The following is a 22,404-nucleotide window of genomic DNA, read 5'->3' as shown; positions in this document are numbered from 1 at the left end:
AATGGCAGACCTCAAGAATTACACCCTGAACTTCGGCCCCCAGCACCCGGCAGCGCACGGCGTGCTGCGCCTCGTGCTCGAGCTCGACGGCGAAGTGATCCAGCGCGCCGATCCGCACATCGGCCTGCTGCATCGCGCCACCGAGAAGCTGGCGGAGCAGAAGACCTGGATCCAGAGCGTGCCGTACATGGACCGCCTCGACTACGTGTCGATGATGGTCAACGAGCATGCCTACGTGATGGCGATCGAGAAGCTGCTCGACGTCGACGTGCCCATCCGCGCGCAGTACATCCGCGTGATGTTCGACGAGATCACGCGCCTGCTGAACCACCTGATGTGGATCGGCGCGCATGCGCTCGACGTGGGCGCGATGGCCGTCTTCCTGTACGCCTTCCGCGAACGCGAAGACATGTTCGACATGTACGAGGCGGTGTCGGGCGCGCGCATGCACGCGGCCTACTACCGTCCGGGCGGCGTGTACCGCGACCTGCCGGACACGATGCCGCAATACAAGGCGTCGAAGATCCACAACGAGCGCGCCATCAAGGCCATGAACGAGGCGCGTTCGGGCTCCCTGCTCGACTTCATCGAGGACTTCACCAACCGCTTCCCGAAGTACGTCGACGAATACGAGACGCTGCTCACGGACAACCGGATCTGGAAGCAGCGCCTGGTCGGCATCGGCGTGGTGAGTCCCGAGCGTGCGCTGCAGATGGGCTTTACCGGCCCGATGCTGCGCGGCTCCGGCATCGAGTGGGACCTGCGCAAGAAGCAGCCCTACGAAGTGTATGACCGCATGGACTTCCAGGTGCCGGTCGGCATCGGCGGCGATTGCTATGCCCGCTACCTGGTGCGCATCGAAGAAATGCGCCAGTCCAACCACATCATCAAGCAGTGCATCGACTGGCTGCGCCGCAACCCCGGCCCGGTGATGAGCGACAACCACAAGGTGACGCCGCCGTCGCGCGTGGACATGAAGTCGAACATGGAAGAGCTGATCCACCATTTCAAGCTCTTCACCGAAGGCATTCACGTGCCCGAGGGCGAGACCTACGCGGCAGTGGAACACCCGAAGGGCGAGTTCGGCATCTACGCGATCTCCGACGGCGCGAACAAGCCGTACCGCCTGAAGATCCGCGCCCCGGGCTTTGCCCATCTGGCGGCCCTCGACGAAATGGCCAAGGGCCACATGATTGCGGATGCGGTGACGATCATCGGTACCCAGGACATCGTCTTCGGCGAAATCGACCGCTAACAAGAGCCGCCGGCCCCGGACGACGATCCGGGCGCCCCTGGCAGGGATACGGGCAAAGCCCGCGTCCTGCCACGGGAAACCCGCGGTGGGCCCAGCATGCCTCTGACATGCGGGCAGCAACAGCAGCGACGGCTGCAAACCTGCGAAATGCGCGCCATGTGGCGGGCATGACCGCAAATGACTCGGCGTATTACAGCAACGACCATGCTATCAGCAGAAGCTCTCAAGGAAATCGATCGCGCGATCGCCAAGTATCCGGCTGACCAGAAGCAGTCGGCCGTGATGGCGGCGCTGGCCGTGGCACAGGGCGAAGTGGGCTGGGTCTCTCCGGAAGTCATGCAGTTCGTCGCCAGCTACCTCGACATGCCGCCGGTATGGGTCGAGGAAGTCGCGACCTTCTACAACATGTACGACACCAAGCCGGTCGGCAAGTACAAGCTGACGGTCTGCACCAACCTGCCTTGCGCCCTGTCGGGCGGCGAGCGGGCCGGCGAGTACCTCAAGCGCAAGCTTGGCATCGATTACAACGAAACCAGCCCGTGCGGCACCTTCACCCTCAAGGAAGGCGAATGCATGGGCGCCTGCGGCGACGCGCCGGTGATGATCGTCAACAACACCCGCATGTGCAGCTTCATGAGCGATGCCAAGCTGGACCAGTTGGTTGACGAGCTCAAGGCCACCGACACCGCCAAGGGGGACAAGTAACATGACCTCTCTGCACGACCGCCACATCAAGCCGCTGATCCTGGCCGGCCTCGATGGCAGCAACTGGCACCTCGAAGACTACGTCAAGCGCGGCGGCTACCAGCAGCTCAAGCGCATCCTGACCGAGAAGATCACGCCCGAACAGGTGATCGCGGACGTCAAGGCCTCCGGCCTGCGCGGCCGTGGCGGCGCGGGCTTCCCCACCGGCCTGAAGTGGAGCTTCATGCCGCGCCAGTTCCCTGGCCAGAAATACCTGGTCTGCAACACTGACGAGGGCGAGCCCGGTACCTTCAAGGACCGCGACATCATCCGCTACAACCCGCATGCGCTGATCGAAGGCATGGCCATCGGCGCGTACGCGATGGGCATCTCCGTGGGCTACAACTACATCCACGGCGAGATCTGGAACGAATACAAGATCTTCGAGGAAGCACTCGAAGAGGCGCGCGCGGCCGGTTTCCTGGGCGACAACATCCTGGGTTCGGGCTTCGACTTCCAGTTGCACGCCCACCACGGCTACGGCGCCTACATCTGCGGCGAAGAAACGGCGCTGCTCGAATCGCTGGAAGGCAAGAAGGGCCAGCCGCGCTTCAAGCCGCCTTTCCCGGCCAGCTTCGGCCTGTACGGCAAGCCGACCACCATCAACAACACCGAGACGTTCGCCGCGGTGCCGTTCCTGCTGACCGTCGGTCCGGACAATTACCTGAAGATGGGCAAGCCGAACAACGGCGGCACCAAGATCTTCTCGATCTCCGGCGACATCGAGCGCCCCGGCAACTACGAGATCCCGCTGGGCACGCCGTTCGCGGCCCTGCTGGAGCTCGCCGGCGGCATGCGTGGCGGCAAGCGCATCAAGGCGGTGATCCCGGGCGGCTCGTCCGCGCCGGTGGTGCCGGGCGACATGATGATGGCGTCCGACATGGATTACGACTCGATCGCCAAGGCCGGCTCGATGCTGGGCTCGGGCGCGGTGATCGTGATGGACGAGACGCGCTGCATGGTCCGCTCGCTGCTGCGCCTGTCGTACTTTTACTTCGAAGAATCGTGCGGTCAGTGCACGCCGTGCCGCGAAGGCACCGGCTGGCTCTATCGCATGGTGAATCGTATCGAACACGGAGAAGGGCGCCAGGAAGACCTGGACCTCCTCAATAACGTCGCTGAAAACATCATGGGCCGCACCATCTGCGCGCTCGGCGATGCGGCAGCGATGCCGGTCCGCGGCATGCTCAAGCACTACTGGAAAGAGTTCGAACATCACGTCGAACACAAGCAGTGCATGGTTCCGGCCTACTCTTAAGCGTGGCAGAACATGGTTGAACTCGAGATCGACGGCAAGAAGGTTGAGGTTGCTGAAGGCAGCCTGGTGATGGAAGCCGCCCGCAAGCTGGGCACCTACATCCCGCACTTCTGCTACCACCGCAAATTGTCCATCGCGGCTAACTGCCGCATGTGCCTGGTCGAGGTTGAAAAAGCGCCCAAGGCGCTGCCGGCCTGCGCCACCCCCGTCGCCGCGGGCATGAAGGTCTTCACCAATTCGGAGAAGGCAGTCAAGGCCCAGAAGTCGGTGATGGAATTCCTGCTGATCAACCACCCGCTGGATTGCCCGATCTGCGATCAGGGCGGCGAGTGCCAGCTGCAGGATCTGGCCGTTGGCTACGGCGCATCGGAGTCGCGCTACAAGGAAGAAAAGCGCGTGGTGTTCCACAAGAACGTGGGCCCGCTCATCTCCATGGAAGAGATGACCCGTTGCATCCACTGCACCCGCTGCGTGCGCTTCGGCCAGGAAGTGGCCGGCGTGATGGAGCTGGGCATGCTGGGCCGTGGCGAGCACTCGGAAATCACGACGTTCGTCGGCCAGACGGTCGATTCCGAACTGTCGGGCAACATGATCGACCTGTGCCCGGTCGGCGCGCTGACCAGCAAGCCGTTCCGCTACTCGGCCCGTACCTGGGAACTGGCCCGCCGCAAGTCGGTGTCGCCACATGACGGCCTGGGTGCGAACCTGGTGGTGCAGACCAAGAACCAGCGCGTGATGCGCGTGCTGCCGCTGGAAAACGAAGACGTCAACGAGTGCTGGCTGTCCGACAAGGACCGCTTCTCGTACGAAGGCCTGAACAGCGCCGACCGTCTGACCAAGCCGCTGCTCAAGCAGGGCGGCGAGTGGATGGAAACCGACTGGCAGACCGCGCTGGAATACGTGGCCAACGGCCTGGCCAGCATCAAGCGCGACCATGGCGCCGACCAGATCGCCGCCCTGGCCAGCCCGCACAGCACGCTGGAAGAACTCCACCTGCTGGCCAAGCTGGTACGGGGCCTGGGCAGCGACAACGTCGACTTCCGCCAGCGCCAGACCGATTTCTCGGCCGCCCTGAAGGGCGCGCCGTGGCTGGGCCTACCGATCGCCGACGTATCCGCGCTGCAACGCGTGCTGGTGATTGGTTCGGCCCTGCGCAAGGATCACCCGTTGCTGGCTGCGCGTCTGCGCCAGGCCGGCAAGAAGGGCGCCCGCGTCGCGGTGCTCGGCGCCAACGCCGACGACCTGCTGATGCCGCTGGCCGCCCGTATCGACGTGGCACCGTCGGGCTGGGCAGCCGCCCTGGCCGGCGTGGCGCGCGCCGTGGCCGCTGCCAAGGGCGTGGCCGCTCCGGCCGGCACCGACGGCTTCGACGGTGACGACAAGGCCAGGCTGGTTGCCGACGCGCTGCTGTCGGGCGAGCGCCGCGCCGTGTTCCTCGGCAACGAGGCGGTGCGCCATCCGCAATTCGCCACGCTGCATGCGCTGGCGCAGTGGATCGCCACCGAGACCGGCGCCACGCTAGGCTTCCTGACCGAAGCCGCCAACACCGTGGGTGGTCATATCGCCGGCGCGCTGCCGCAGAACGGCGGCGCCAATGCGCAGGCCATGTTCGACACGCCGCGCCGCGCGTACGTGCTGCTCAACACGGAACCCGAGTTCGACGCGGCCAACCCGCGCCAGGCCCTGGCCGCGCTGGGCCAGGCCGGCACCGTGGTGGTGCTGTCGCCGTTCCGCTCGGAAGCCGCGCTGCAGTACGCCGACGTGATCCTGCCGGTGACGCCGTACACCGAGACCGCGGGCACCTTCGTCAATTGCGAAGGCCTGGCGCAAAGCTTCAACGGCGTGGTCCGTGCGCTGGGCGATTCGCGCCCGGCGTGGAAGGTCCTGCGCGTGCTGGGCAACCTGCTCGACGTGCCGGGCTTCGCCTACGAGACCGCCGAGAACGTGCGTGACGAAGTGCTGGCCAAGCCGGTCGCGCCGCAGCTGGGCAACGCCACCGACGCGGCCATCCGCGTGAGCGCGGCCGCCGGCGGCATCGAGCGTGTCGCCGACGTGCCGATCTACCACGCCGACCCGATCGTGCGCCGTGCCGATTCGCTGCAGCTGACCGCGGCCGCGCGCCGCGCCATGCAAGCCGGCCTGTCGGCCGACCTATTCGCCTCGCTGGGCGTGCAGGCTGGCGATCCGGTGCGTGTGACGCAGGGGCAGGGCAGCGTGGTGCTGCCGGCAGCCCTGGAAGCCGCGCTGCCCGCGAACACCGTGCGCGTGTCGGCAGGCACCGTCGCCGCGACCAGCCTGGGCGCGATGTTCGGCACCGTCACCGTTGAGAAAGCCATCGACCTGGCCACCGCCGCGAAGGGCGCGGCCGAGCCGGCGGCCACGGCATAAGAAGAGCGAGAAAGAAACATGATCGACTGGATTACCTCGCAAGGTCAGAGTCTGTTCGGCGGCGTCTGGACGCCGCTGTGGATCCTGATTCGCGCCGTGCTCATCGTGGTGCCGCTGCTGCTGTGCGTGGCCTACCTGATCCTGTGGGAGCGCAAGCTGATCGGCTGGATGCACGTGCGTATCGGCCCGAACCGGGTCGGCCCGCTGGGCCTGCTGCAGCCGATCGCCGACGTGCTCAAGCTGCTGCTCAAGGAAGTGATGATGCCCACGCAGGTCAGCCGGGGCATGTACCTGGTTGCCCCGCTGATGGTGCTGATGCCCGCGATCGCGATCTGGGCGGTGGTGCCGTTCCAGGCCGACGTGGTGATGGCGAACGTCAATGCCGGCCTGCTGTACGTGATGGCGATCAGCTCGGTCGGCGTGTACGGCGTGATCCTGGCCGGCTGGGCCTCTAACTCCAAGTATGCGTTCATCGGCGCCATGCGCGCCGCGGCGCAGATGGTGTCGTACGAAATCGCCATGGGCTTCGCCCTGGTGACGGTGCTGATGGTGTCGGGCAGCCTGAACCTGTCGGCTATCGTCAACACGCAGAACACGGGCTACTTCGCCGGCCTCGGGATCAACATCCTCTCGTGGAACTGGCTGCCGCTGCTGCCGATGTTCGGGGTGTACTTCATCTCCGGCGTGGCCGAAACCAACCGCCACCCGTTCGACGTGGTGGAAGGCGAGTCGGAAATCGTGGCCGGCCACATGATCGAATATTCGGGCATGGCGTTCGCGCTGTTCTTCCTGGCCGAGTACATCAACATGATCGTCATCTCCACGATGACCGCGCTGATGTTCCTGGGAGGCTGGGCACCGCCGTTCTCGAGCTTCATCACCAATGCGATCCCGGGCTTCTTCTGGCTGCTGATCAAGGTATTTTTGCTCCTGTCGGTCTTTATCTGGCTGCGCGCCTCGTTCCCGCGCTACCGCTACGACCAGATCATGCGCCTGGGCTGGAAGATCTTCATTCCGCTCACGGTCGGCTGGCTGATCATCGTCGCGATCTGGATCCGGTCGCCGTGGAATATCTGGCACTGAACGGCCAAAGCAGGGGCGCCTCCATGCCAGGCGGCGCCCTGTGGAATTATTAGGAAGCAATCGTCATGCTGCTCGCCATCAAGGACTTCTTCAACAGCCTGCTCCTGAAGGAACTCTTCAAGGGCATGGCTCTGACCGGGCGTTATCTCTTCGCCCGCAAGATCACGGTCCAGTTCCCCGAAGAGAAGACGCCGATCTCGCCGCGTTTCCGTGGCCTGCACGCGCTGCGCCGTTACCCCAACGGCGAAGAGCGCTGCATCGCCTGCAAACTGTGCGAGGCGGTCTGCCCGGCGATGGCCATCACCATCGAGTCGGACGCGCGCGCCGACGGCACCCGCCGCACCACGCGCTACGACATCGACCTGACCAAGTGCATTTTCTGCGGCTTCTGCGAAGAGGCCTGCCCGGTCGACGCCATCGTCGAGACGCATATCCTCGAATACCACGGCGAGAAGCGCGGCGACCTGTATTTCACCAAGGACATGCTGCTGGCCGTGGGCGACCGCTACGAACCGCAGATCGCCGCGGCCAAGGCTGCGGACGCCAAGTACCGCTAAGGCGGCGCAAGACCGGGCGCGCCGGCCGAGTCTGGCCGGCGCTGCCAATGCAATGTGAATCGGGCCCCTTGCGGGGCCAACGAAAAGGATGCCGCAAGGCCAGGCCACCAGAGGTGGCTTGTGCCGGAAGGCTCAAAGAGGATCCGACAGGGACCATGGAACTCACGACCACCATCTTCTACGTCTTTGCGCTGGTGCTGGTGCTCTCCGCACTGAAAGTCATCACCGCGAAGAACCCCGTGCACTCCGCACTGTTCCTCGTGCTGTCGTTCTTTACGGCCGCCGCGATCTGGATGCTGCTGAAGGCCGAATTCCTGGCCATCCTGCTGGTGCTGGTGTACGTGGGCGCCGTGATGGTGCTGTTCCTGTTCGTGGTGATGATGATCGATATCGACATCGAGCACCTGCGACGGGACTTCTGGACCTATGTGCCGCTGGCTTCGGTGGTCGGCGCGCTGATCATCGCCGAGATGGCCACCGTGCTGGTGCGCAACTTCATCGGCACCACCACGCCGCTGAACAACGTCGCGCAAGGCCCGGACTACTCGAATACCGCGGCGCTCGGCAAGCTGATCTACACGGACTATATCTACGCCTTCGAAGTGGCCGGCATCATCCTGCTGGTGGCGATCATCGCCGCCGTCGCGCTGACGCTGCGCCGCCGCAAGGACAACAAGGCACAAGACGTGGGCGAGCAGCTGCGCACCCGCCGCCAGGACCGCGTGCGCCTGGTCTCGATGCCGACGGAAGCCAAGGCGCAAGACGCCGCCGCTGCCGCGAACAAGAACTGAAGCCCGGAGAAACGCTGTGCTATCTCTCGCCCATTTCCTCGTGCTCGGTGCGATCCTTTTCGCCATCAGCATCGTTGGTATTTTCCTGAACCGCAAGAACGTGATCGTGCTGCTGATGGCGATCGAGCTGATGCTGCTTGCGGTCAATATGAACTTCGTCGCCTTCTCGCACTACCTGGGCGACCTGGCTGGTCAGGTTTTCGTTTTCTTCATCCTCACGGTGGCCGCGGCCGAGTCGGCAATCGGTCTGGCAATCCTGGTCGTGCTGTTCCGCAACCTGGACACGATCAACGTGGACGACATGGACACCCTCAAGGGCTGATCCGCATCGCTACGTTATGAACCAAGACCGTTCTCCGACCGCACACCACTAAGCGTCCTATGGCAACCACGCTCGACCCCAACCTGCTACTGGCGATCCCGCTCGCACCGCTAGCCGGTGCAGCCATCGCCGGCCTGTTCGGCACCAAGTTCTTCAGCACGTTCTCCTCGGAGACGCGCGCCGGCCGCTCGCTGGCCCACACCGTGACGATCCTCGGCGTGGCGATCTCCTGCCTGCTGTCGATCATCGTGCTGATGGACGTGCTGAACGGCGCGAGCTTCAACGCCACCGTGTACGAGTGGATGACGATCGGCAGCCTCAAGATGGAAGTGGGCTTCCTGGTCGACTCGCTCACCGCGATGATGATGGTGGTGGTGACCTTCGTCTCGCTGATGGTGCACATCTACACCGTCGGCTACATGGCGGAAGACCCCGGCTACAACCGCTTCTTCGCCTACATCTCGCTGTTCACCTTCTCGATGCTCATGCTGGTCATGAGCAACAACTTCCTGCAGCTGTTCTTCGGCTGGGAAGCGGTGGGCCTGGTGTCCTACCTGCTGATCGGCTTCTGGTACACCCGCCCGACCGCGATCTTCGCCAACCTGAAGGCGTTCCTGGTCAACCGCGTCGGCGACTTCGGCTTCATCCTCGGCATCGGTCTGCTGCTGGCCTACAGCGGCAGCATGAACTACACGGACGTGTTCGGCGCGCGCGAGCAGCTCGCCACGGTGATCTTCCCGGGTACCGACTGGCTGATGATCACGGTCGCCTGCATCTGCCTGTTCATCGGTGCCATGGGCAAGTCGGCCCAGTTCCCGCTGCACGTGTGGCTGCCCGACTCGATGGAAGGCCCGACCCCGATCTCCGCGCTGATCCACGCCGCCACCATGGTGACGGCCGGCATCTTCATGGTCGCGCGCATGTCGCCGCTGTTCGAGCTGTCCGACACCGCGCTGTCCTTCGTGCTGGTGATCGGTGCGATCACGGCGCTGTTCATGGGCTTCCTGGGCATCATCCAGAACGACATCAAGCGCGTGGTGGCTTACTCCACGCTGTCGCAGCTTGGCTACATGACCGTCGCGCTGGGCGCGTCGGCCTACTCGGTGGCGGTGTTCCACCTGATGACGCACGCCTTCTTCAAGGCGCTGCTGTTCCTCGCGGCCGGCTCGGTCATCATCGGCATGCACCATGACCAGGACATCCGCAACATGGGCGGCCTGCGCAAGTACATGCCGATCACCTGGATCACCTCGCTGGTCGGTTCGCTGGCGCTGATCGGCACGCCGTTCTTCGCGGGCTTCTACTCCAAGGACTCGATCATCGAGGCCGTGGCCGAATCCCATATCGCGGGCTCGGGCTTTGCCTACTTCGCGGTGCTGGCCGGTGTGTTCGTCACGGCGTTCTATTCCTTCCGCATGTACTTCCTGGTGTTCCACGGCGAAGAGCGCTTCGGCAAGGAGAACCACGATCAGCACAACCACCATGGCGACCACGAAGACGAGGAAGTCTCGGCCGACCATCACCATGGCCTGGCGCCCGGCGAAAAGCCGCACGAGTCGCCGTGGGTGGTGACCCTGCCGCTGGTGATGCTGGCCATCCCCTCGGTGGTGATCGGTGCGATCGCCATCGGCCCGATGCTGTTCGGCGACTTCTTCAAGAACGGCGTGGCCTTCAAGAACGTGATCTACGTCGGCGAGAACCATCATGCGATGGAAGAGCTGGCCGAAGCCTTCCACGGCTGGGTGGCGATGGGCGTGCATTCGCTGACCACGCCGGTGCTGTGGCTGGCCATCGCGGGCGTGGTGCTGTCGTGGTTCTTCTACATGAAGCGCCCGGATATCCCGGCTGCCATCAAGCAACGTTGCTCGGGCCTGTACACGCTGCTCGACAACAAGTACTACATGGACGCCATCAACGAAGCCGTGTTCGCACGCGGTGCCCGCCTGCTGGGCACCGGCCTCTGGAAGGGCGGCGACCAGGGCCTGATCGACGGCCTGGTGGTCAACGGCGCGGCGCGCGTGGTGGGCTGGTTTGCTTCGGTGAGCCGCTACCTGCAGTCCGGTTACATCTACCACTACGCATTCGCCATGATCCTGGGCATGCTGGTGTTGCTGTCGCTGACGGTGTTCGGCACCTCGTTCGCCACGGTGGGCGCCAAGTAAGGAAAACAAGAAAATGGTTCTGTCTTTCGCTATCTGGCTGCCGATCTTCTTTGGCTTGCTAGTCCTTGCCTCCGGGTCCGATCGCAGTCGCTGCTACGTGCGCTGGGCGGCGCTGTTCGGCTCGGTCGCCAGCTTCATCGTCACGCTGCCCCTGGTCTTGCACTTCGACCGTTCCACGGCTGCCATGCAGTTCGTCGAGAAGGCGGAATGGATCGAGCGCTTCAACATCAACTACCACCTGGGTGTCGACGGCATCTCGATGTGGTTCGTGGTGCTGACCGCCTTCATCACGGTGATCGTGGTGATCTCCGCCTGGGAAGTGATCACCGAGCGCGTGGCCGAGTACATGGCCTCGTTCCTGATCCTGTCGGGCCTGATGATCGGTGTGTTCAGCGCGCTCAACGGCATGCTGTTCTACGTGTTCTTCGAAGCCACCCTGATCCCGATGTACATCATCATCGGCGTGTGGGGCGGCCCGAACCGCGTGTACGCGGCCTTCAAGTTCTTCCTCTACACGCTGCTCGGCTCGCTGCTGACGCTGGTTGCGCTGCTGTACCTGTACAGCAAGACCGGTACCTTCGATATCCTCGAATGGCACCAGGCCAAGCTGTCCATGAACGAGCAGATCGGCCTGTTCATCGCCTTCTTCCTGGCTTTCGCGGTCAAGGTGCCGATGTGGCCGGTCCACACCTGGCTGCCCGACGCTCACGTGGAAGCGCCGACCGGCGGCTCGGTGGTGCTGGCGGCCATCATGCTGAAGCTGGGTGCCTACGGCTTCCTGCGGTTCTCGCTGCCGATCGCACCCGACGCCAGCCATAGCATGGCAGCCTTCATCATCACCATTTCGCTGATCGCGGTGATCTACATCGGCCTGGTCGCGCTGGTGCAGGCGGACATGAAGAAGCTGGTGGCGTATTCGTCGATCGCCCACATGGGTTTCGTCACGCTCGGTTTCTTCATCTTCAACGAGATCGGCATCGAGGGCGGCATTATCCAGATGATCTCGCACGGCTTTATCTCGGGCGCCATGTTCCTTTGCATCGGCGTGCTGTATGACCGCGTGCATTCGCGCCAGATCGCCGACTACGGCGGCGTGGTGAACACCATGCCGAAGTTCGCCGCGCTGTCGGTGTTCTTCGCCATGGCCAACTGCGGCCTGCCGGCCACCTCGGGTTTCGTCGGCGAGTTCATGGTGATCCTGGGTGCGGTCAAGTTCAACTTCTGGATCGGCCTGCTGGCTGCCACCGCGCTGATCCTGGGCGCCGCCTATTCGCTGTGGATGGTCAAGCGCGTGATCTTCGGCGACGTGGTGCACAAGCACGTGGCCGAGTTGATCGACCTGAACAAGCGCGAGTTCTTCATGCTCGGCCTGCTGGCGATCATGACCCTGTACATGGGCCTGTATCCGAAACCCTTCACCGATGTGATGCACGCTTCCGTGGTGAACCTGCTGTCGCACGTGGCGCAGTCGAAGCTGTAATCGGGGAGAGAAACAAACATGCAACCGTCCTCGACAATGGCACCTGTGGCGCCAATCATCTTCCTGGCGATCGCGATCGCCGCGGTCAACTGGATCGACCTGGCCCGCGGCAGCAAGCGCACGAGCCTGGCCTATCCGCTGTCGCTGCTGATCACGCTCGTGCTGACCGTATGGTTCGGCCTCAACGCAGCCGCCGGCGAAACCAACTACGCCTTCGCCAACCTGGTGGTGGTGGACCCGATGGCCAACGTGCTGTCGGCCTTTTGCTCGGCCGCGCTGTTCATCACGCTGGTCTATACCCGCAGCTACCTGGCCGACCGCGAGATGTTCAGCGGCGAGTTCTACATGCTCGCGCTGTTCACGCTCGGCGGCCAGATCGTCATGATCACCGGCAACAACTTCCTGACCCTGTACCTGGGCCTGGAACTGCTGTCGCTGGCGTCGTATGCGCTGGTGGCCCTGCGCCGCGACAACCGCGTGACATCGGAATCCGCCATCAAGTATTTCGTGCTGGGCGCGCTGGCTTCGGGCTTCCTGCTGTATGGCATGTCCATGCTGTATGGCGCCACCGGTTCGCTGAACCTGGGCGAAGTGTTCCGCGTGGTGGAGTCGGGCCGCGTGAATACCACCATGCTGGCGTTCGGCGTGGTCTTCCTGGTGGCCGGCATTGCGTTCAAGATGGGCGCCGCGCCGTTCCACATGTGGATCCCGGACATCTACCAGGGCTCGCCGACCGCGGTGACGCTGCTGATCGCGGGTGCGCCGAAGCTGGCCGCGTTCGCCATGGCGCTGCGCCTGCTGGTCGAAGGCCTGCTGCCGCTGGCGGTGGACTGGCAGCTGATGCTGGCCGTGCTGGCCGTGGCCTCGCTGGCCATCGGCAACCTGACCGCCATCGTGCAGACCAACCTGAAGCGGATGCTGGCGTACTCCACCATCTCGCACATGGGTTTCCTGCTGCTGGGCATGCTGTCCGGCGTGGCTGACGGGCGTGCCGACGGTGCCGCCGGCGCCTATGGCGCGTCGATGTTCTACGCCGTGACCTACGTGCTGACCACGCTGGGCACCTTCGGCATCGTGCTGCTGCGCGCCGGCAAGGACTTCGAAGCCGAGACCCTGGACGACCTCAAGGGCCTGTCGCGCAAGAACCCCTGGTACGCGCTGCTGATGCTGGTGATGATGTTCTCGCTGGCCGGCATCCCGCCGACCATGGGCTTCTACGCCAAGCTGGCCGTGCTGGAAGCGGTCGTCAAGAGCGGCATGACCTGGCTGGCCGTGGTGGCGGTGCTGTTCTCGCTGATCGGCGCGTTCTACTACCTGCGCGTGGTCAAGCTGATGTACTTCGATGCGCCGGCAGACGATCGCAAGCTCGAATCGACCTTCGGCCTGCGCTCGATGCTGAGCCTGAACGGCGCGGTCATCATCGCCCTGGGCGTGTTCCCGTCGGCGCTGATGAACCTGTGCTACCAGGCTATCCGCGCCTCGCTGGCGTCCTGAAGCAAAGGCGGCACAGGCATATGAGTTCGTCCGCGGCAGGCTGGTTTGTCATCTTGCTGGCACTCGTCTGTGCCAACCTGCCGTTCGTCAACCAGCGCCTGTTCGTCCTGGTGCCGCTGCGCTTCGCCCGGAAGCCGCTGTGGATCAGGCTGGCCGAGTTGATCACCTGGTACGTGGGCGCCGGCCTGGCCGGCTTTGCGGTGGAGGCGGGGCTCGGCAACGCATTCCCGCAGGGCTGGCAGTTCTACGCCATCACTGCCTGCATGATGCTGGTGTTCGCCTTCCCCGGCTTCACCTGGCAATACCTCGTCAAACATCGCGCGGCCTGAGGCCCGGGCAGTGAAGACGCCCGGCCGGCCGCATCCGGACCCGGAGCTTTCATGAGCCACAAGATGGACACGGCCGCGGCCCTCGCGGACACCGACAACGACGATCTCGCCGCCGGCGGCGATCTGGCCCTGAAGGAAACCTGCGTGGCGTCCGCCACGCTGCACCAGGGCAAATTCCTCACGCTCAAGCAGGACATCGTCAGGCTGCCCGACGGCAAGCATGCCGGGCGCGAGTACGTGCTGCATCCGGGCGCGGTGATGATGATCCCGCTGTTCGACGACGGCAGCGTGCTGCTGGAGCGGCAGTTCCGCTATCCGGTCGGCGAGGTGATGCTTGAGTTTCCCGCCGGCAAGCTCGATGCCCAGGAAGGCGCGCAGCGCTGCGGCGAGCGCGAGCTGCGGGAGGAAACCGGCTACAGCGCCCGGCGCTGGGACTACCTCACGCGCATCCACCCCGTCATCTCGTATTCCACCGAGTTCATCGACATCTTCCTCGCGCGCGACCTGAGCGCGGGCGCCGCCGAGCTCGACGAGGGCGAATTCCTCGAGACCTTCATCGCGCCGGCCGGGCAGGTGATCGACTGGGTGCGCCGCGGACGCATCACCGACGTCAAAACCATCATCGGCGCCTTCTGGCTGGAGAAAGTGATCTCCGGGGCCTGGCAGCCCGGCGAGCAAGCGCTGCCCGGCTTGCGCTGAGCCCCGGCGGCGATCCCTCCAGGCCATGCCCGGCAAGCTGCCGGGCATGCGCGTAGAATCCCATTCCTTAGCCGTGCCATTGCGACCATGCCCCCGGTTCTGGCGCCGTACCAAGCGGTTGTGCCAAGCCGGCGGCGCAAGGTCGCAAAAAAATTAGCACGACCGTTCACAAAATTCCGTTTCGCGGATACTATAGCTTTCGACGGGCTGGAAACATCATGAAGGTGCTCGACCTGCGTTGTGCGCAAGACCATCGTTTCGAGGGCTGGTTTGCTTCGGAGGACGATGCGCAAGCGCAGATTCTGCAGAAACTCGTCCAATGCCCCATCTGCGCGGACCATGCCATCACCCGGTTGCCCAGCGCGCCGCGCCTGAACCTGTCAGGCGCGACCGCGGCACCGGCGGGCAGGCCGGCCGAGGCGAAAGCCCCGGCCGCGGCTGCCGTGACCCTGCAGTCGCTTTACATGAAGGCGGTCAGGCAGGTACTGGCGCAGACGGAGGATGTGGGCGAACGCTTTGCCGAAGAGGCCAGGCGCATGCATTACGACGAGACACCGGAACGCGGCATCCGCGGCACGGCGTCCCCGGACGAAGTGCAGGCGCTTGCCGAAGAGGGCATCGATACCTTCCAGCTCGTGGTGCCGGATGCGCTCAAGCAGACGGCTCACTGAATAGCGTCCTGTGCCCGCGGCAGTGTCTTGCCGGCGCATGACGCGCTAGCTAGAACAATATGCCGGTCTCACACCGGCATCACTGGAGACGGGCATGGATCTCAACTACTCGGCGGCCGACGATGCCTTCCGCGCGGAAGTGCGCGGCTGGCTGGAGGCCACTCTGCCGGCCGACATCAGCAGCAAGATTCTCAACCATCGTCGCCCGAACCGCGACGACCTGGTGCGCTGGCACAAGCTGCTGGCAGGCCGCGGCTGGTCCGCGCCGCACTGGCCCGTGCAGTACGGAGGCACCGGCTGGAACGCCACCCAGCGCCATATCTGGGACGAGGAAAATGCCCGCGTCGGCGCGCCCGGCGTGCTGCCCTTCGGCGTGGCCATGGTCGCGCCGGTGATCATGAAGTACGGCAGCGAGGAGCAGAAGCAGTACTTCCTCCCGCGCATCCTGGACTGCACCGACTGGTGGTGCCAGGGCTACTCCGAGCCGGGTTCGGGCTCCGACCTGGCGTCGGTGAAGACCCGCGCCGAGCTGACCTCGGACGGCAAGCACTACATCGTCAACGGCCAGAAGACCTGGACCACGCTCGGCCAGCACGCCGACATGATCTTCTGCCTGGTCCGCACCGATCCCGAAGCCAAGAAGCAGGAAGGCATCTCCTTCCTGCTGATCGACATGAAGACCCCGGGCATCACCGTGCGCCCGATCATCATGCTCGACGAAGAGCATGAAGTGAACGAAGTGTTCTTCGACAACGTCCAGGTGCCGGTGGAGAACCGCGTGGGCGAAGAGAACCGCGGCTGGACCTATGCCAAGTACCTGCTCGGCCACGAGCGCACCGGCATCGCCCGCGTGGGCAACTCCAAGCGCGAGCTGGGCTTCCTCAAGCGCGTCGCCAAGCAGCAGCAGAAGAACGGCCGCCCGCTGCTCGAAGACCCGCTGTTCGGCGCCAAGGTCGCCGCGCTGGAAATCGAACTGATGGCGCTGGAACTGACCGTGCTGCGCGTGGTATCGAGCGAGAGCGCCGGCAAGGGCCCCGGCCCCGAGGCCTCGATGCTCAAGATCAAGGGCACCGAGATCCAGCAGATGCTGACCGAGCTGATGGTGGAGGCCGTCGGCCCCTACGCGCAGCCGTTCGACACGGCCTACCTGGAGTGCGAGCACGAACATGCCGTCACCGGCTACGACGATGCCGCGCCGCTGGCCGCCTACTACTTCAACTATCGCAAGACCTCCATCTACGGCGGGTCCAACGAAATTCAGAAGAACATCATCAGCCAGATGATCCTGGGGCTGTGAGGAGACACGCGATATGAACTTCAATCTCAGCGACGAACAGAAGCAACTGGCCGATGCCATCCACCGCTTCATCGACAAGAGCTACGACTTCGAGACCCGCAAGAAGGGCATCAAGACCGCCAGCGGCCATGGCGATGCAGCCTGGGGCGCGCTGGTCGAGCTCGGCCTGACCGCGCTGCCGGTGCCCGAAGCGCAGGGCGGCTTCTCGGGTACGGCGGTCGACATGATGGTGGTGCAGCAGGAACTGGGCCGCGGCCTGGTGGTGGAGCCGTACTTCGCCACCGTGGTCGGCGCCTACGCGCTCAAGCTGGCCGGCGGCCAGGATGCGCTGCTGGAGCAGGTCGCCGGTGGCGAGCTGAAGCTGGCCGTGGCATTCAACGAGCCGCACGCCCGCTACGCGCTCAACGACGTGCGCGTCACCGCGAAGGACGGCAAGCTCAACGGCCGCAAGTCCGTGGTCATCCACGGCGCGCAGGCCGGCCGCCTGATCGTCTCGGCCCGCACCTCCGGTGCCGATGCCGACACCGGCGGCATCTCGCTGTTCCTGGTCGATCCCAAGGCCGCCGGCGTCAGCATCACCGACTACCGCACCATCGACAACCTGCGCGCAGCCGATATCACCTTCAAGGATGCGCAGGGCGAGCTGCTGGGCACTGCCGGTGCCGCCTGGGACGTGATCGAGCAGGTGGCCGACTACGCCGCCGTGCTGCTGTGCGCGGAAGCCGTCGGCGTGATCGACACGCTCAACGCCGCCACGCTGGAATACGCCAAGACCCGCCAGCAATTCGGCCAGCCCATCGCGCGCTTCCAGGCGCTGCAGCATCGCATGGTGGAGATGTTCATCCATGCCGAGCAGTCGCGCTCGATCACGCTGCTGGCCGCCGCCAAGTTCGACGAGGCCAGCCCCGAAGAGCGCCGTCGCCTGGCTTCCGCGGCCAAGGCGCGCGTCGGCCAGGCCGCACGCTCGGTCGGCCAGGAAGCGGTGCAGATCCACGGTGGCATGGGCGTGACCGACGAATTGCCGGCCGCGCACATGTTCAAGCGCCTGACGCTGATCAACACCACCTTCGGCGATGTCGATCACCATCTGGGCCGCTTCGCGACCCAGCCCGGCTTCCTGGAAACTGCCTGATCCAGGTCGAAGACAAGAACCGCGCCGTAGTCCAGGCGCGGTTTTTTCATTCTGCAGTGGCCGTAGACGGAACGATCCATGCCCACCCTGTATTTCGAAGACTTCGCCGTCGGCAGCAAGTGCGACCTCGGCTCCCACCTGGTGACCGAGGAGGAGATCCTCGCCTTCGCGCGCCAGTATGATCCCCAGCCCTTCCATATCGACAAGGAAGCGGCGCAGGACAGCATCTACAAGGGCCTGATCTCGAGCGGCTGGATGACCTGCTCGATCATGATGCGGCTGCTGGTGGACAGCATGACCACCGGTGCGGCCAGCATGGGCTCGCCCGGCGTGGACGAGATCCGCTGGCTCAAGCCGGTCTATGCCGGCGATACGCTGAGCGTGTCGCTGGTGGTGCTCGACGCGCGCGCATCGGCCTCCAGGCCGGACCGCGGCGTGGTGCACACGCAATGGGAAGCCACCAACCAGCGCGGCGAGCTGGTCTGCACGGTCAAGGGCATGGGCATGTACGGCCGCCGCCCGGTCTGAGAGGCCGTTGCCAGCCCGCGGACATCAAGGCATCATCTGGCCGCACCGACGCCGATCGCGGCCGCCGCTCACCACCACAACAACGAGGAGACATCATGCGTACCATCGCTTCGCTCGAAGAACTGGAAAGCCTGCAGGGCCAGGAAGTGGCCACCAGCGACTGGATCGAGATCACCCAGCAACAGGTCAACCAGTTCGCCGAAGCCACCGGCGATCATCAATGGATCCATATCGACGTGGAGCGCGCCCGCCGCGAATCGCCGTTCGGCGGACCGGTGGCGCACGGCTTCCTGACGCTGTCGCTGCTGCCGGCCTTCATGCATAACGCGCTGGACATGCCCGGCGTAAAGATGGGCGTGAACTACGGGCTGAACCGCGTGCGCTTCACCGCGCCGGTGCCGGTCGGCAGCCGCCTGCGCGCGCGCGTGAAACTGCTGTCGGTGGAGCGCCTGGAGCCGCTGCCCAACGCGCCCGGCCTGGTCGGCGCACAGTCGAACTGGGAGGTCACGGTCGAGCGCGAAGGCAGCGACCGGCCCGTGTGCGTGGCGGAATCGATCAGCCGCCGCTATTCGTAGTCCTCGCGACGCGGCCGCGGCGGCGAGCCCGCCCCGGCCGCGTGCCTGCCTCAGGCCGGCGACCGCGCCGGCATCATCTCCTGCGTGGCCCTTGCCAGCGCCTTTGCCGAGCGCTCCGGATTCAGCCACAGCAAGCCCATCGCACCGCTGACGAGCAGGAGCAGGGCGTTGATGGTGAAGCCCACGTCGAAGCCGCCGTTCATGCCGTGGCGCTGCACCAGCTGCCCCATCACCGCCGGCGCCACGATGCCCGCCAGCGAAATCACCGCGGTATGGATCGACAGCACGCTGCCGCGCTGCGCTTCGGGCACGACCTGGGCCAGCATGGCGGGCGAGAGTGCATAGGCCACCGGCGGCAGCGCGCCCGCCACCGCCAGCAGCAGGACCATCGGCACCGGCGACAGCGTCACCGATTCGATCACCAGGTACATCACGCCGCCCGCCATGGCCGGGACTGAAATCAGGACGCCGCGCGCCAGCCGCGAAGAGGCGCCATTGCGCAGCATGCGCTGCGACAGCCAGCTCAGCACCAGCGTGGTCGGCATGGCCGCCACCACGATCACCGCGTACCAGCGGCCCGTGGCCACCGGGTTGAAGCCGAGTCCCTTCTCCATCCACGCCGGCAGCCATGTCAGCGCGAGCGCGAGTGCCCAGTAGGCGCAGAAGTTCAGCGCCATGCACGACAGCACGGTCGGGTCACGGAAGATGCGCCGGTAGGGCAGCCGCGCGGCGGGCGCGCCGCCGCCCGCATGTTGCGCCGCGGGCTGGGTCAGCGAGCCTTCGCGGCCCACGCAGAGCCACATCACGCTCCACGCCGCGCCGATCGCGCCGAGGACGATGAAGTTGGCGCGCCAGCCCCACTGCAGCGACACCAGCGGAATCGCCAGGCCCGCCACCAGCAGGCCCACCGTGGCGCCCTGGTTCACCACCGCCACGGGCAGGTTGCGCTTGTGGTCGGGAAACCATTTGTAGAGCGCATGCACGGAGATCGGGAAGGCCGGACCCTCCGCCGCGCCCAGCAGCATGCGGCACACCAGGATGGTCATGGCCGAGCCGGCCAGCACCACGGGCACCTGCAGTACCGCCCATGCCACGCCCATCGCCAGCAGCAGCCAGCGCGTGGCAACGCGGTTGGAGAGAAAGCCCACCAGCACGGTGGACAGCGCGAACAGCCAGAAGAAGCTGCTGGCGACCAGTCCGAATTCCGCGGGCGACAGCTTCAGGTCCGCCATCATCGGCACGGCGACCATGCCCAGTACGATCTTGTCGAGGAAGTTGATCAGCGCGAGCCAGGTCAGCATCGAAGCCATGGCCCAGGCGCGACGCGGCTGGTAGGACGAGGGAAGGTTCATGGGTATGCGCGGTGGGTGGCAGGGAAGAGGCGGGTGGGAATCGGGTGGGAAGCGGGGCGCGGCGCGTTCAATCCAGGTGCCGCACGATCAGATCGCGCAGCCGTCCGGGCTGCTCCGGCATGGCCAGGTGGCCGCCGCCGGTCTCCGCGCAGCGCGCCTGATCGCCGGCGCGGCGACAGTGGCCATGACCGCTTTGTCTTGCAGGCGCTCTCATTGGCATTCTCCTGTCGCGGGTCGTGACCCGACGGCGTGGGCGGGCAGGGTGGCTAGCGGGCCGCGGCCTCAGCCGCCTTGCGCAGCGTGAAATCCCGCCGGCGCGGCGTGGCTGGCTGCCAGCGGTACGCCGCGGACCGGTCCCGCTTCGGTGCAAAGGAAAAACTGCAGGGATGAAAGGGGATGTCGCTGCCACGGCCGGGACAGGTGTTGTCGCGCCACGTGCCGACGACCGTGCCGGCCAAGCCCGCCCCGCTGACCACGATACGGTCGGCGCCGGGCACGCCCGTGCGGGCGCCGGTGCCGTCCAGCTGCTGCCGTGCGGCTTTCAAATTGGCTGTCTCCGGTTGCTGCTTTTTCTATGTGCCGCCGCAGCGATGGGGAACCATAGAGCCGTTTCCGGATTCGGGCAAGTCACGGCGCAGCATGTCGCGCGCGAAGGCAGGCGACCGGCGCGCTGCAGTATGGTGCCGCCGCGCACCAGCGCCGCCGGTGCCGGTGTGCAGGTGTGCCCCAATCTGAAGTGGGCTTTGCGCGCCGCACATGCTTGGTGCGCGCGGGCGGCGCACTGTCGTGGTGCGCAAGGGCCGGCCGTTGTCGCCGGAGGCGCCCGGGCCCGTGCTGGAGGGCCCGGGCACGCGCTTCACGCCATGGCACGCTAGTTGCAGAAGCATTCCCGGGGTGCGTTGTTCCTTATCAAACACGACAATCTGGGAGCTGTAATGAAACGACGTGACATGCTGAAGCTGTCGGCGGTAGCCGCCGCGGCGCTTTTCGCAACCGCTGGCGTCAGCCCGCTGGCAATGGCGCAGTCCAAGGAGCCGATCAAGATCGGCATCCTGCATTCGCTGTCCGGCACCATGGCCATTTCCGAAACGTCCCTCAAGGACGTGGCGCTGATGACCATCGACGAGATCAACAAGAGCGGCGGGGTCCTCGGCCGCAAGCTCGAACCGGTGGTGGTGGACCCGGCCTCCAACTGGCCGCTGTTCGCCGAGAAGGCCCGCCAGCTGATCACCAAGGACAAGGTCGCCGTCACGTTCGGCTGCTGGACTTCGGTATCGCGCAAGTCGGTGCTGCCGGTCTACGAGGAACTGAATTCGTTGCTGTTCTACCCGGTGCAGTATGAAGGCGAGGAGATGTCCAAGAACGTCTTCTATACCGGCGCGGCACCCAACCAGCAGGCCATCCCCGCGGTGGAATACCTGATGAGCAAGGAAGGCGGCGGCGCCAAGCGCTTCTTCCTGCTGGGCACCGACTACGTCTACCCGCGCACCACCAACAAGATCCTGCGCGCCTTCCTCAAGAGCAAGGGCGTGGCGGACAAGGATATCGAAGAAGTCTACACGCCGTTCGGCCACAGCGACTACCAGACCATCGTCGCCAACATCAAGAAGTTCTCGCAGGGCGGCAAGACCGCGGTGATCTCCACCATCAACGGCGACTCCAACGTGCCCTTCTACAAGGAACTGGGCAACGCCGGCCTGAAGGCCAAGGACGTGCCGGTGGTGGCGTTCTCGGTCGGCGAGGAAGAGTTGCGCGGCATCGATACCAAGCCGCTGGTGGGCCACCTGGCCGCGTGGAACTACTTCATGTCGGTCAAGAACCCCGAGAACGATGCCTTCAAGAAGCAATGGGCTGCGTGGGTCAAGGCCAACAACCTGCCGGGCGCGGAGAAGCGCGTGACCAACGACCCGATGGAAGCCACCTACGTTGGCATCCACATGTGGGCGCAGGCAGTGAAGAAGGCCGGCACCACCGATACCGACAAGGTGCGCGCCGCCATGTATGGCCAGACCTTCAAGGCGCCGGACGGCTTCACGCTGACCATGGGCGAGAACCATCACCTGTACAAGCCGGTGATGATCGGCGAGGTCAAGGGCGACGGCCAGTTCTCGGTGGTGTGGAAGACCCCGAAGGCAGTCCGCGCGCAACCGTGGAGCCCGTTCATCGCGGGTAACGAAGGCAAGCCGGACAAGGTGATGTAAGGCCTGTCGGGCTACTTCACATTGCCAGGCCTTGCTCCTCCGTCCCGTGCGCGGGACGGAGGAGCAAGGCAGCGGGAGCGAAACAG

22 protein-coding genes are annotated in these 22,404 nt (G+C 65.1%); 19 read left to right on the top strand and 3 right to left on the bottom strand.

The window, feature by feature from the left end; translation table 11 throughout:
- Position 1 precedes the first annotated feature (1 nt).
- From AC1DKV_RS17595 to AC1DKV_RS17510, 18 genes are all read left to right on the top strand, one after another.
- Entirely contained in the window at positions 2-1,255 is a 1,254-nt protein-coding gene (locus AC1DKV_RS17595; RefSeq protein ID WP_477137715.1) for an NADH-quinone oxidoreductase subunit D, read from the top strand.
- Between the two features lie 204 nt (positions 1,256-1,459).
- Positions 1,460-1,960: an NADH-quinone oxidoreductase subunit NuoE gene (gene nuoE, locus AC1DKV_RS17590; RefSeq protein WP_441612322.1), complete on the top strand. Its 501-nt coding sequence runs from the start codon at positions 1,460-1,462 to the stop codon at positions 1,958-1,960.
- Between the two features lies 1 nt (position 1,961).
- The gene (nuoF, locus tag AC1DKV_RS17585) at positions 1,962-3,257 is read left to right on the top strand and encodes an NADH-quinone oxidoreductase subunit NuoF (protein ID WP_441643163.1); all 1,296 of its coding nucleotides are present in this window, start codon (positions 1,962-1,964) and stop codon (positions 3,255-3,257) included.
- Between the two features lie 12 nt (positions 3,258-3,269).
- Positions 3,270-5,645 (top strand): NADH-quinone oxidoreductase subunit NuoG, encoded by a 2,376-nt coding sequence (gene nuoG, locus AC1DKV_RS17580; protein ID WP_441612320.1) that lies wholly within the window; start codon positions 3,270-3,272, stop codon positions 5,643-5,645.
- 18 nt (positions 5,646-5,663) lie between these two features.
- Entirely contained in the window at positions 5,664-6,728 is a 1,065-nt protein-coding gene (gene nuoH / locus AC1DKV_RS17575) for an NADH-quinone oxidoreductase subunit NuoH (RefSeq protein ID WP_441612319.1), read from the top strand.
- Between the two features lie 65 nt (positions 6,729-6,793).
- Positions 6,794-7,285 (top strand): NADH-quinone oxidoreductase subunit NuoI, encoded by a 492-nt coding sequence (gene nuoI / locus AC1DKV_RS17570; protein ID WP_441612318.1) that lies wholly within the window; start codon positions 6,794-6,796, stop codon positions 7,283-7,285.
- Between the two features lie 155 nt (positions 7,286-7,440).
- Positions 7,441-8,076: an NADH-quinone oxidoreductase subunit J gene (locus tag AC1DKV_RS17565; protein WP_441612317.1), complete on the top strand. Its 636-nt coding sequence runs from the start codon at positions 7,441-7,443 to the stop codon at positions 8,074-8,076.
- A gap of 16 nt (positions 8,077-8,092) precedes the next feature.
- Positions 8,093-8,398: an NADH-quinone oxidoreductase subunit NuoK gene (nuoK, locus tag AC1DKV_RS17560; RefSeq protein WP_006156828.1), complete on the top strand. Its 306-nt coding sequence runs from the start codon at positions 8,093-8,095 to the stop codon at positions 8,396-8,398.
- Positions 8,399-8,457: 59 nt separating this feature from the next.
- Positions 8,458-10,560, top strand: a complete 2,103-nt coding sequence (nuoL, locus tag AC1DKV_RS17555) for an NADH-quinone oxidoreductase subunit L (protein ID WP_441643162.1) — start codon at positions 8,458-8,460, stop codon at positions 10,558-10,560.
- Positions 10,561-10,573: 13 nt separating this feature from the next.
- Positions 10,574-12,040: an NADH-quinone oxidoreductase subunit M gene (locus AC1DKV_RS17550; protein ID WP_441612314.1), complete on the top strand. Its 1,467-nt coding sequence runs from the start codon at positions 10,574-10,576 to the stop codon at positions 12,038-12,040.
- Between the two features lie 18 nt (positions 12,041-12,058).
- Complete coding sequence (gene nuoN / locus AC1DKV_RS17545) at positions 12,059-13,534, top strand: NADH-quinone oxidoreductase subunit NuoN (RefSeq protein WP_441612313.1); 1,476 nt, start codon at positions 12,059-12,061, stop codon at positions 13,532-13,534.
- A 20-nt stretch (positions 13,535-13,554) separates the two neighbouring features.
- Complete coding sequence (locus AC1DKV_RS17540; protein WP_441612312.1) at positions 13,555-13,863, top strand: DUF2818 family protein; 309 nt, start codon at positions 13,555-13,557, stop codon at positions 13,861-13,863.
- A 51-nt stretch (positions 13,864-13,914) separates the two neighbouring features.
- A complete protein-coding gene (locus tag AC1DKV_RS17535) occupies positions 13,915-14,562 on the top strand; it encodes an NUDIX domain-containing protein (protein WP_441612310.1) in 648 nt (215 codons plus the stop codon).
- A gap of 218 nt (positions 14,563-14,780) precedes the next feature.
- Positions 14,781-15,233 (top strand): DUF1178 family protein, encoded by a 453-nt coding sequence (locus tag AC1DKV_RS17530; RefSeq protein ID WP_441612309.1) that lies wholly within the window; start codon positions 14,781-14,783, stop codon positions 15,231-15,233.
- Between the two features lie 94 nt (positions 15,234-15,327).
- Positions 15,328-16,530 carry an acyl-CoA dehydrogenase family protein gene (locus AC1DKV_RS17525; RefSeq protein ID WP_441612308.1) on the top strand — a complete coding sequence of 401 codons (1,203 nt, stop codon included), beginning with the start codon at positions 15,328-15,330 and terminating at the stop codon, positions 16,528-16,530.
- Between the two features lie 13 nt (positions 16,531-16,543).
- Entirely contained in the window at positions 16,544-17,662 is a 1,119-nt protein-coding gene (locus tag AC1DKV_RS17520) for an acyl-CoA dehydrogenase family protein (RefSeq protein ID WP_441612307.1), read from the top strand.
- A 78-nt stretch (positions 17,663-17,740) separates the two neighbouring features.
- Positions 17,741-18,190 carry a MaoC family dehydratase gene (locus AC1DKV_RS17515; protein ID WP_441649928.1) on the top strand — a complete coding sequence of 150 codons (450 nt, stop codon included), beginning with the start codon at positions 17,741-17,743 and terminating at the stop codon, positions 18,188-18,190.
- 95 nt (positions 18,191-18,285) lie between these two features.
- Complete coding sequence (locus tag AC1DKV_RS17510) at positions 18,286-18,765, top strand: MaoC family dehydratase (protein WP_441612305.1); 480 nt, start codon at positions 18,286-18,288, stop codon at positions 18,763-18,765.
- A gap of 50 nt (positions 18,766-18,815) precedes the next feature.
- Here AC1DKV_RS17510 and AC1DKV_RS17505 read toward each other — a convergent pair whose 3' ends face one another.
- From AC1DKV_RS17505 to AC1DKV_RS17495, 3 genes are all read right to left on the bottom strand, one after another.
- Entirely contained in the window at positions 18,816-20,117 is a 1,302-nt protein-coding gene (locus AC1DKV_RS17505) for an MFS transporter (RefSeq protein WP_441612304.1), read from the bottom strand.
- Positions 20,118-20,184: 67 nt separating this feature from the next.
- Positions 20,185-20,331 (bottom strand): hypothetical protein, encoded by a 147-nt coding sequence (locus AC1DKV_RS17500; protein WP_441612303.1) that lies wholly within the window; start codon positions 20,329-20,331, stop codon positions 20,185-20,187.
- A gap of 52 nt (positions 20,332-20,383) precedes the next feature.
- Positions 20,384-20,662, bottom strand: a complete 279-nt coding sequence (locus AC1DKV_RS17495; RefSeq protein WP_441612302.1) for a hypothetical protein — start codon at positions 20,660-20,662, stop codon at positions 20,384-20,386.
- A gap of 390 nt (positions 20,663-21,052) precedes the next feature.
- Between AC1DKV_RS17495 and urtA the strand changes: the two genes are divergently transcribed.
- Positions 21,053-22,318 (top strand): urea ABC transporter substrate-binding protein, encoded by a 1,266-nt coding sequence (urtA, locus tag AC1DKV_RS17490; protein WP_441643161.1) that lies wholly within the window; start codon positions 21,053-21,055, stop codon positions 22,316-22,318.
- The last annotated feature ends 86 nt before the right edge of the window (positions 22,319-22,404 follow it).

It is taken from the genome of Cupriavidus sp. 05T41, from assembly GCF_056396525.1.
The sequence above is the reverse complement of the archived record's forward strand: the minus strand, read 5'-3'. Positions and strand labels throughout refer to the sequence as shown.

Excerpts from the sequence above, each read along its gene's own strand:
- nuoI (WP_441612318.1), top strand. The coding sequence starts at position 6,794 with ATGCTGCTCGCCATCAAGGACTTCTTCAACAGCCTGCTCCTGAAGGAA.
- AC1DKV_RS17525 (WP_441612308.1), top strand. The coding sequence starts at position 15,328 with ATGGATCTCAACTACTCGGCGGCCGACGATGCCTTCCGCGCGGAAGTG.
- nuoE (WP_441612322.1), top strand. The coding sequence starts at position 1,460 with ATGCTATCAGCAGAAGCTCTCAAGGAAATCGATCGCGCGATCGCCAAG.
- nuoN (WP_441612313.1), top strand. The coding sequence starts at position 12,059 with ATGCAACCGTCCTCGACAATGGCACCTGTGGCGCCAATCATCTTCCTG.
- AC1DKV_RS17540 (WP_441612312.1), top strand. The coding sequence starts at position 13,555 with ATGAGTTCGTCCGCGGCAGGCTGGTTTGTCATCTTGCTGGCACTCGTC.
- AC1DKV_RS17550 (WP_441612314.1), top strand. The coding sequence starts at position 10,574 with ATGGTTCTGTCTTTCGCTATCTGGCTGCCGATCTTCTTTGGCTTGCTA.
- AC1DKV_RS17535 (WP_441612310.1), top strand. The coding sequence starts at position 13,915 with ATGAGCCACAAGATGGACACGGCCGCGGCCCTCGCGGACACCGACAAC.
- nuoG (WP_441612320.1), top strand. The coding sequence starts at position 3,270 with ATGGTTGAACTCGAGATCGACGGCAAGAAGGTTGAGGTTGCTGAAGGC.
- nuoF (WP_441643163.1), top strand. The coding sequence starts at position 1,962 with ATGACCTCTCTGCACGACCGCCACATCAAGCCGCTGATCCTGGCCGGC.
- AC1DKV_RS17595 (WP_477137715.1), top strand. The coding sequence starts at position 2 with ATGGCAGACCTCAAGAATTACACCCTGAACTTCGGCCCCCAGCACCCG.
- AC1DKV_RS17500 (WP_441612303.1), bottom strand. The coding sequence starts at position 20,331 with ATGAGAGCGCCTGCAAGACAAAGCGGTCATGGCCACTGTCGCCGCGCC.
- AC1DKV_RS17510 (WP_441612305.1), top strand. The coding sequence starts at position 18,286 with ATGCGTACCATCGCTTCGCTCGAAGAACTGGAAAGCCTGCAGGGCCAG.
- AC1DKV_RS17565 (WP_441612317.1), top strand. The coding sequence starts at position 7,441 with ATGGAACTCACGACCACCATCTTCTACGTCTTTGCGCTGGTGCTGGTG.
- nuoL (WP_441643162.1), top strand. The coding sequence starts at position 8,458 with ATGGCAACCACGCTCGACCCCAACCTGCTACTGGCGATCCCGCTCGCA.
- AC1DKV_RS17530 (WP_441612309.1), top strand. The coding sequence starts at position 14,781 with ATGAAGGTGCTCGACCTGCGTTGTGCGCAAGACCATCGTTTCGAGGGC.
- AC1DKV_RS17515 (WP_441649928.1), top strand. The coding sequence starts at position 17,741 with ATGCCCACCCTGTATTTCGAAGACTTCGCCGTCGGCAGCAAGTGCGAC.
- AC1DKV_RS17505 (WP_441612304.1), bottom strand. The coding sequence starts at position 20,117 with ATGAACCTTCCCTCGTCCTACCAGCCGCGTCGCGCCTGGGCCATGGCT.
- urtA (WP_441643161.1), top strand. The coding sequence starts at position 21,053 with ATGAAACGACGTGACATGCTGAAGCTGTCGGCGGTAGCCGCCGCGGCG.
- nuoH (WP_441612319.1), top strand. The coding sequence starts at position 5,664 with ATGATCGACTGGATTACCTCGCAAGGTCAGAGTCTGTTCGGCGGCGTC.
- AC1DKV_RS17520 (WP_441612307.1), top strand. The coding sequence starts at position 16,544 with ATGAACTTCAATCTCAGCGACGAACAGAAGCAACTGGCCGATGCCATC.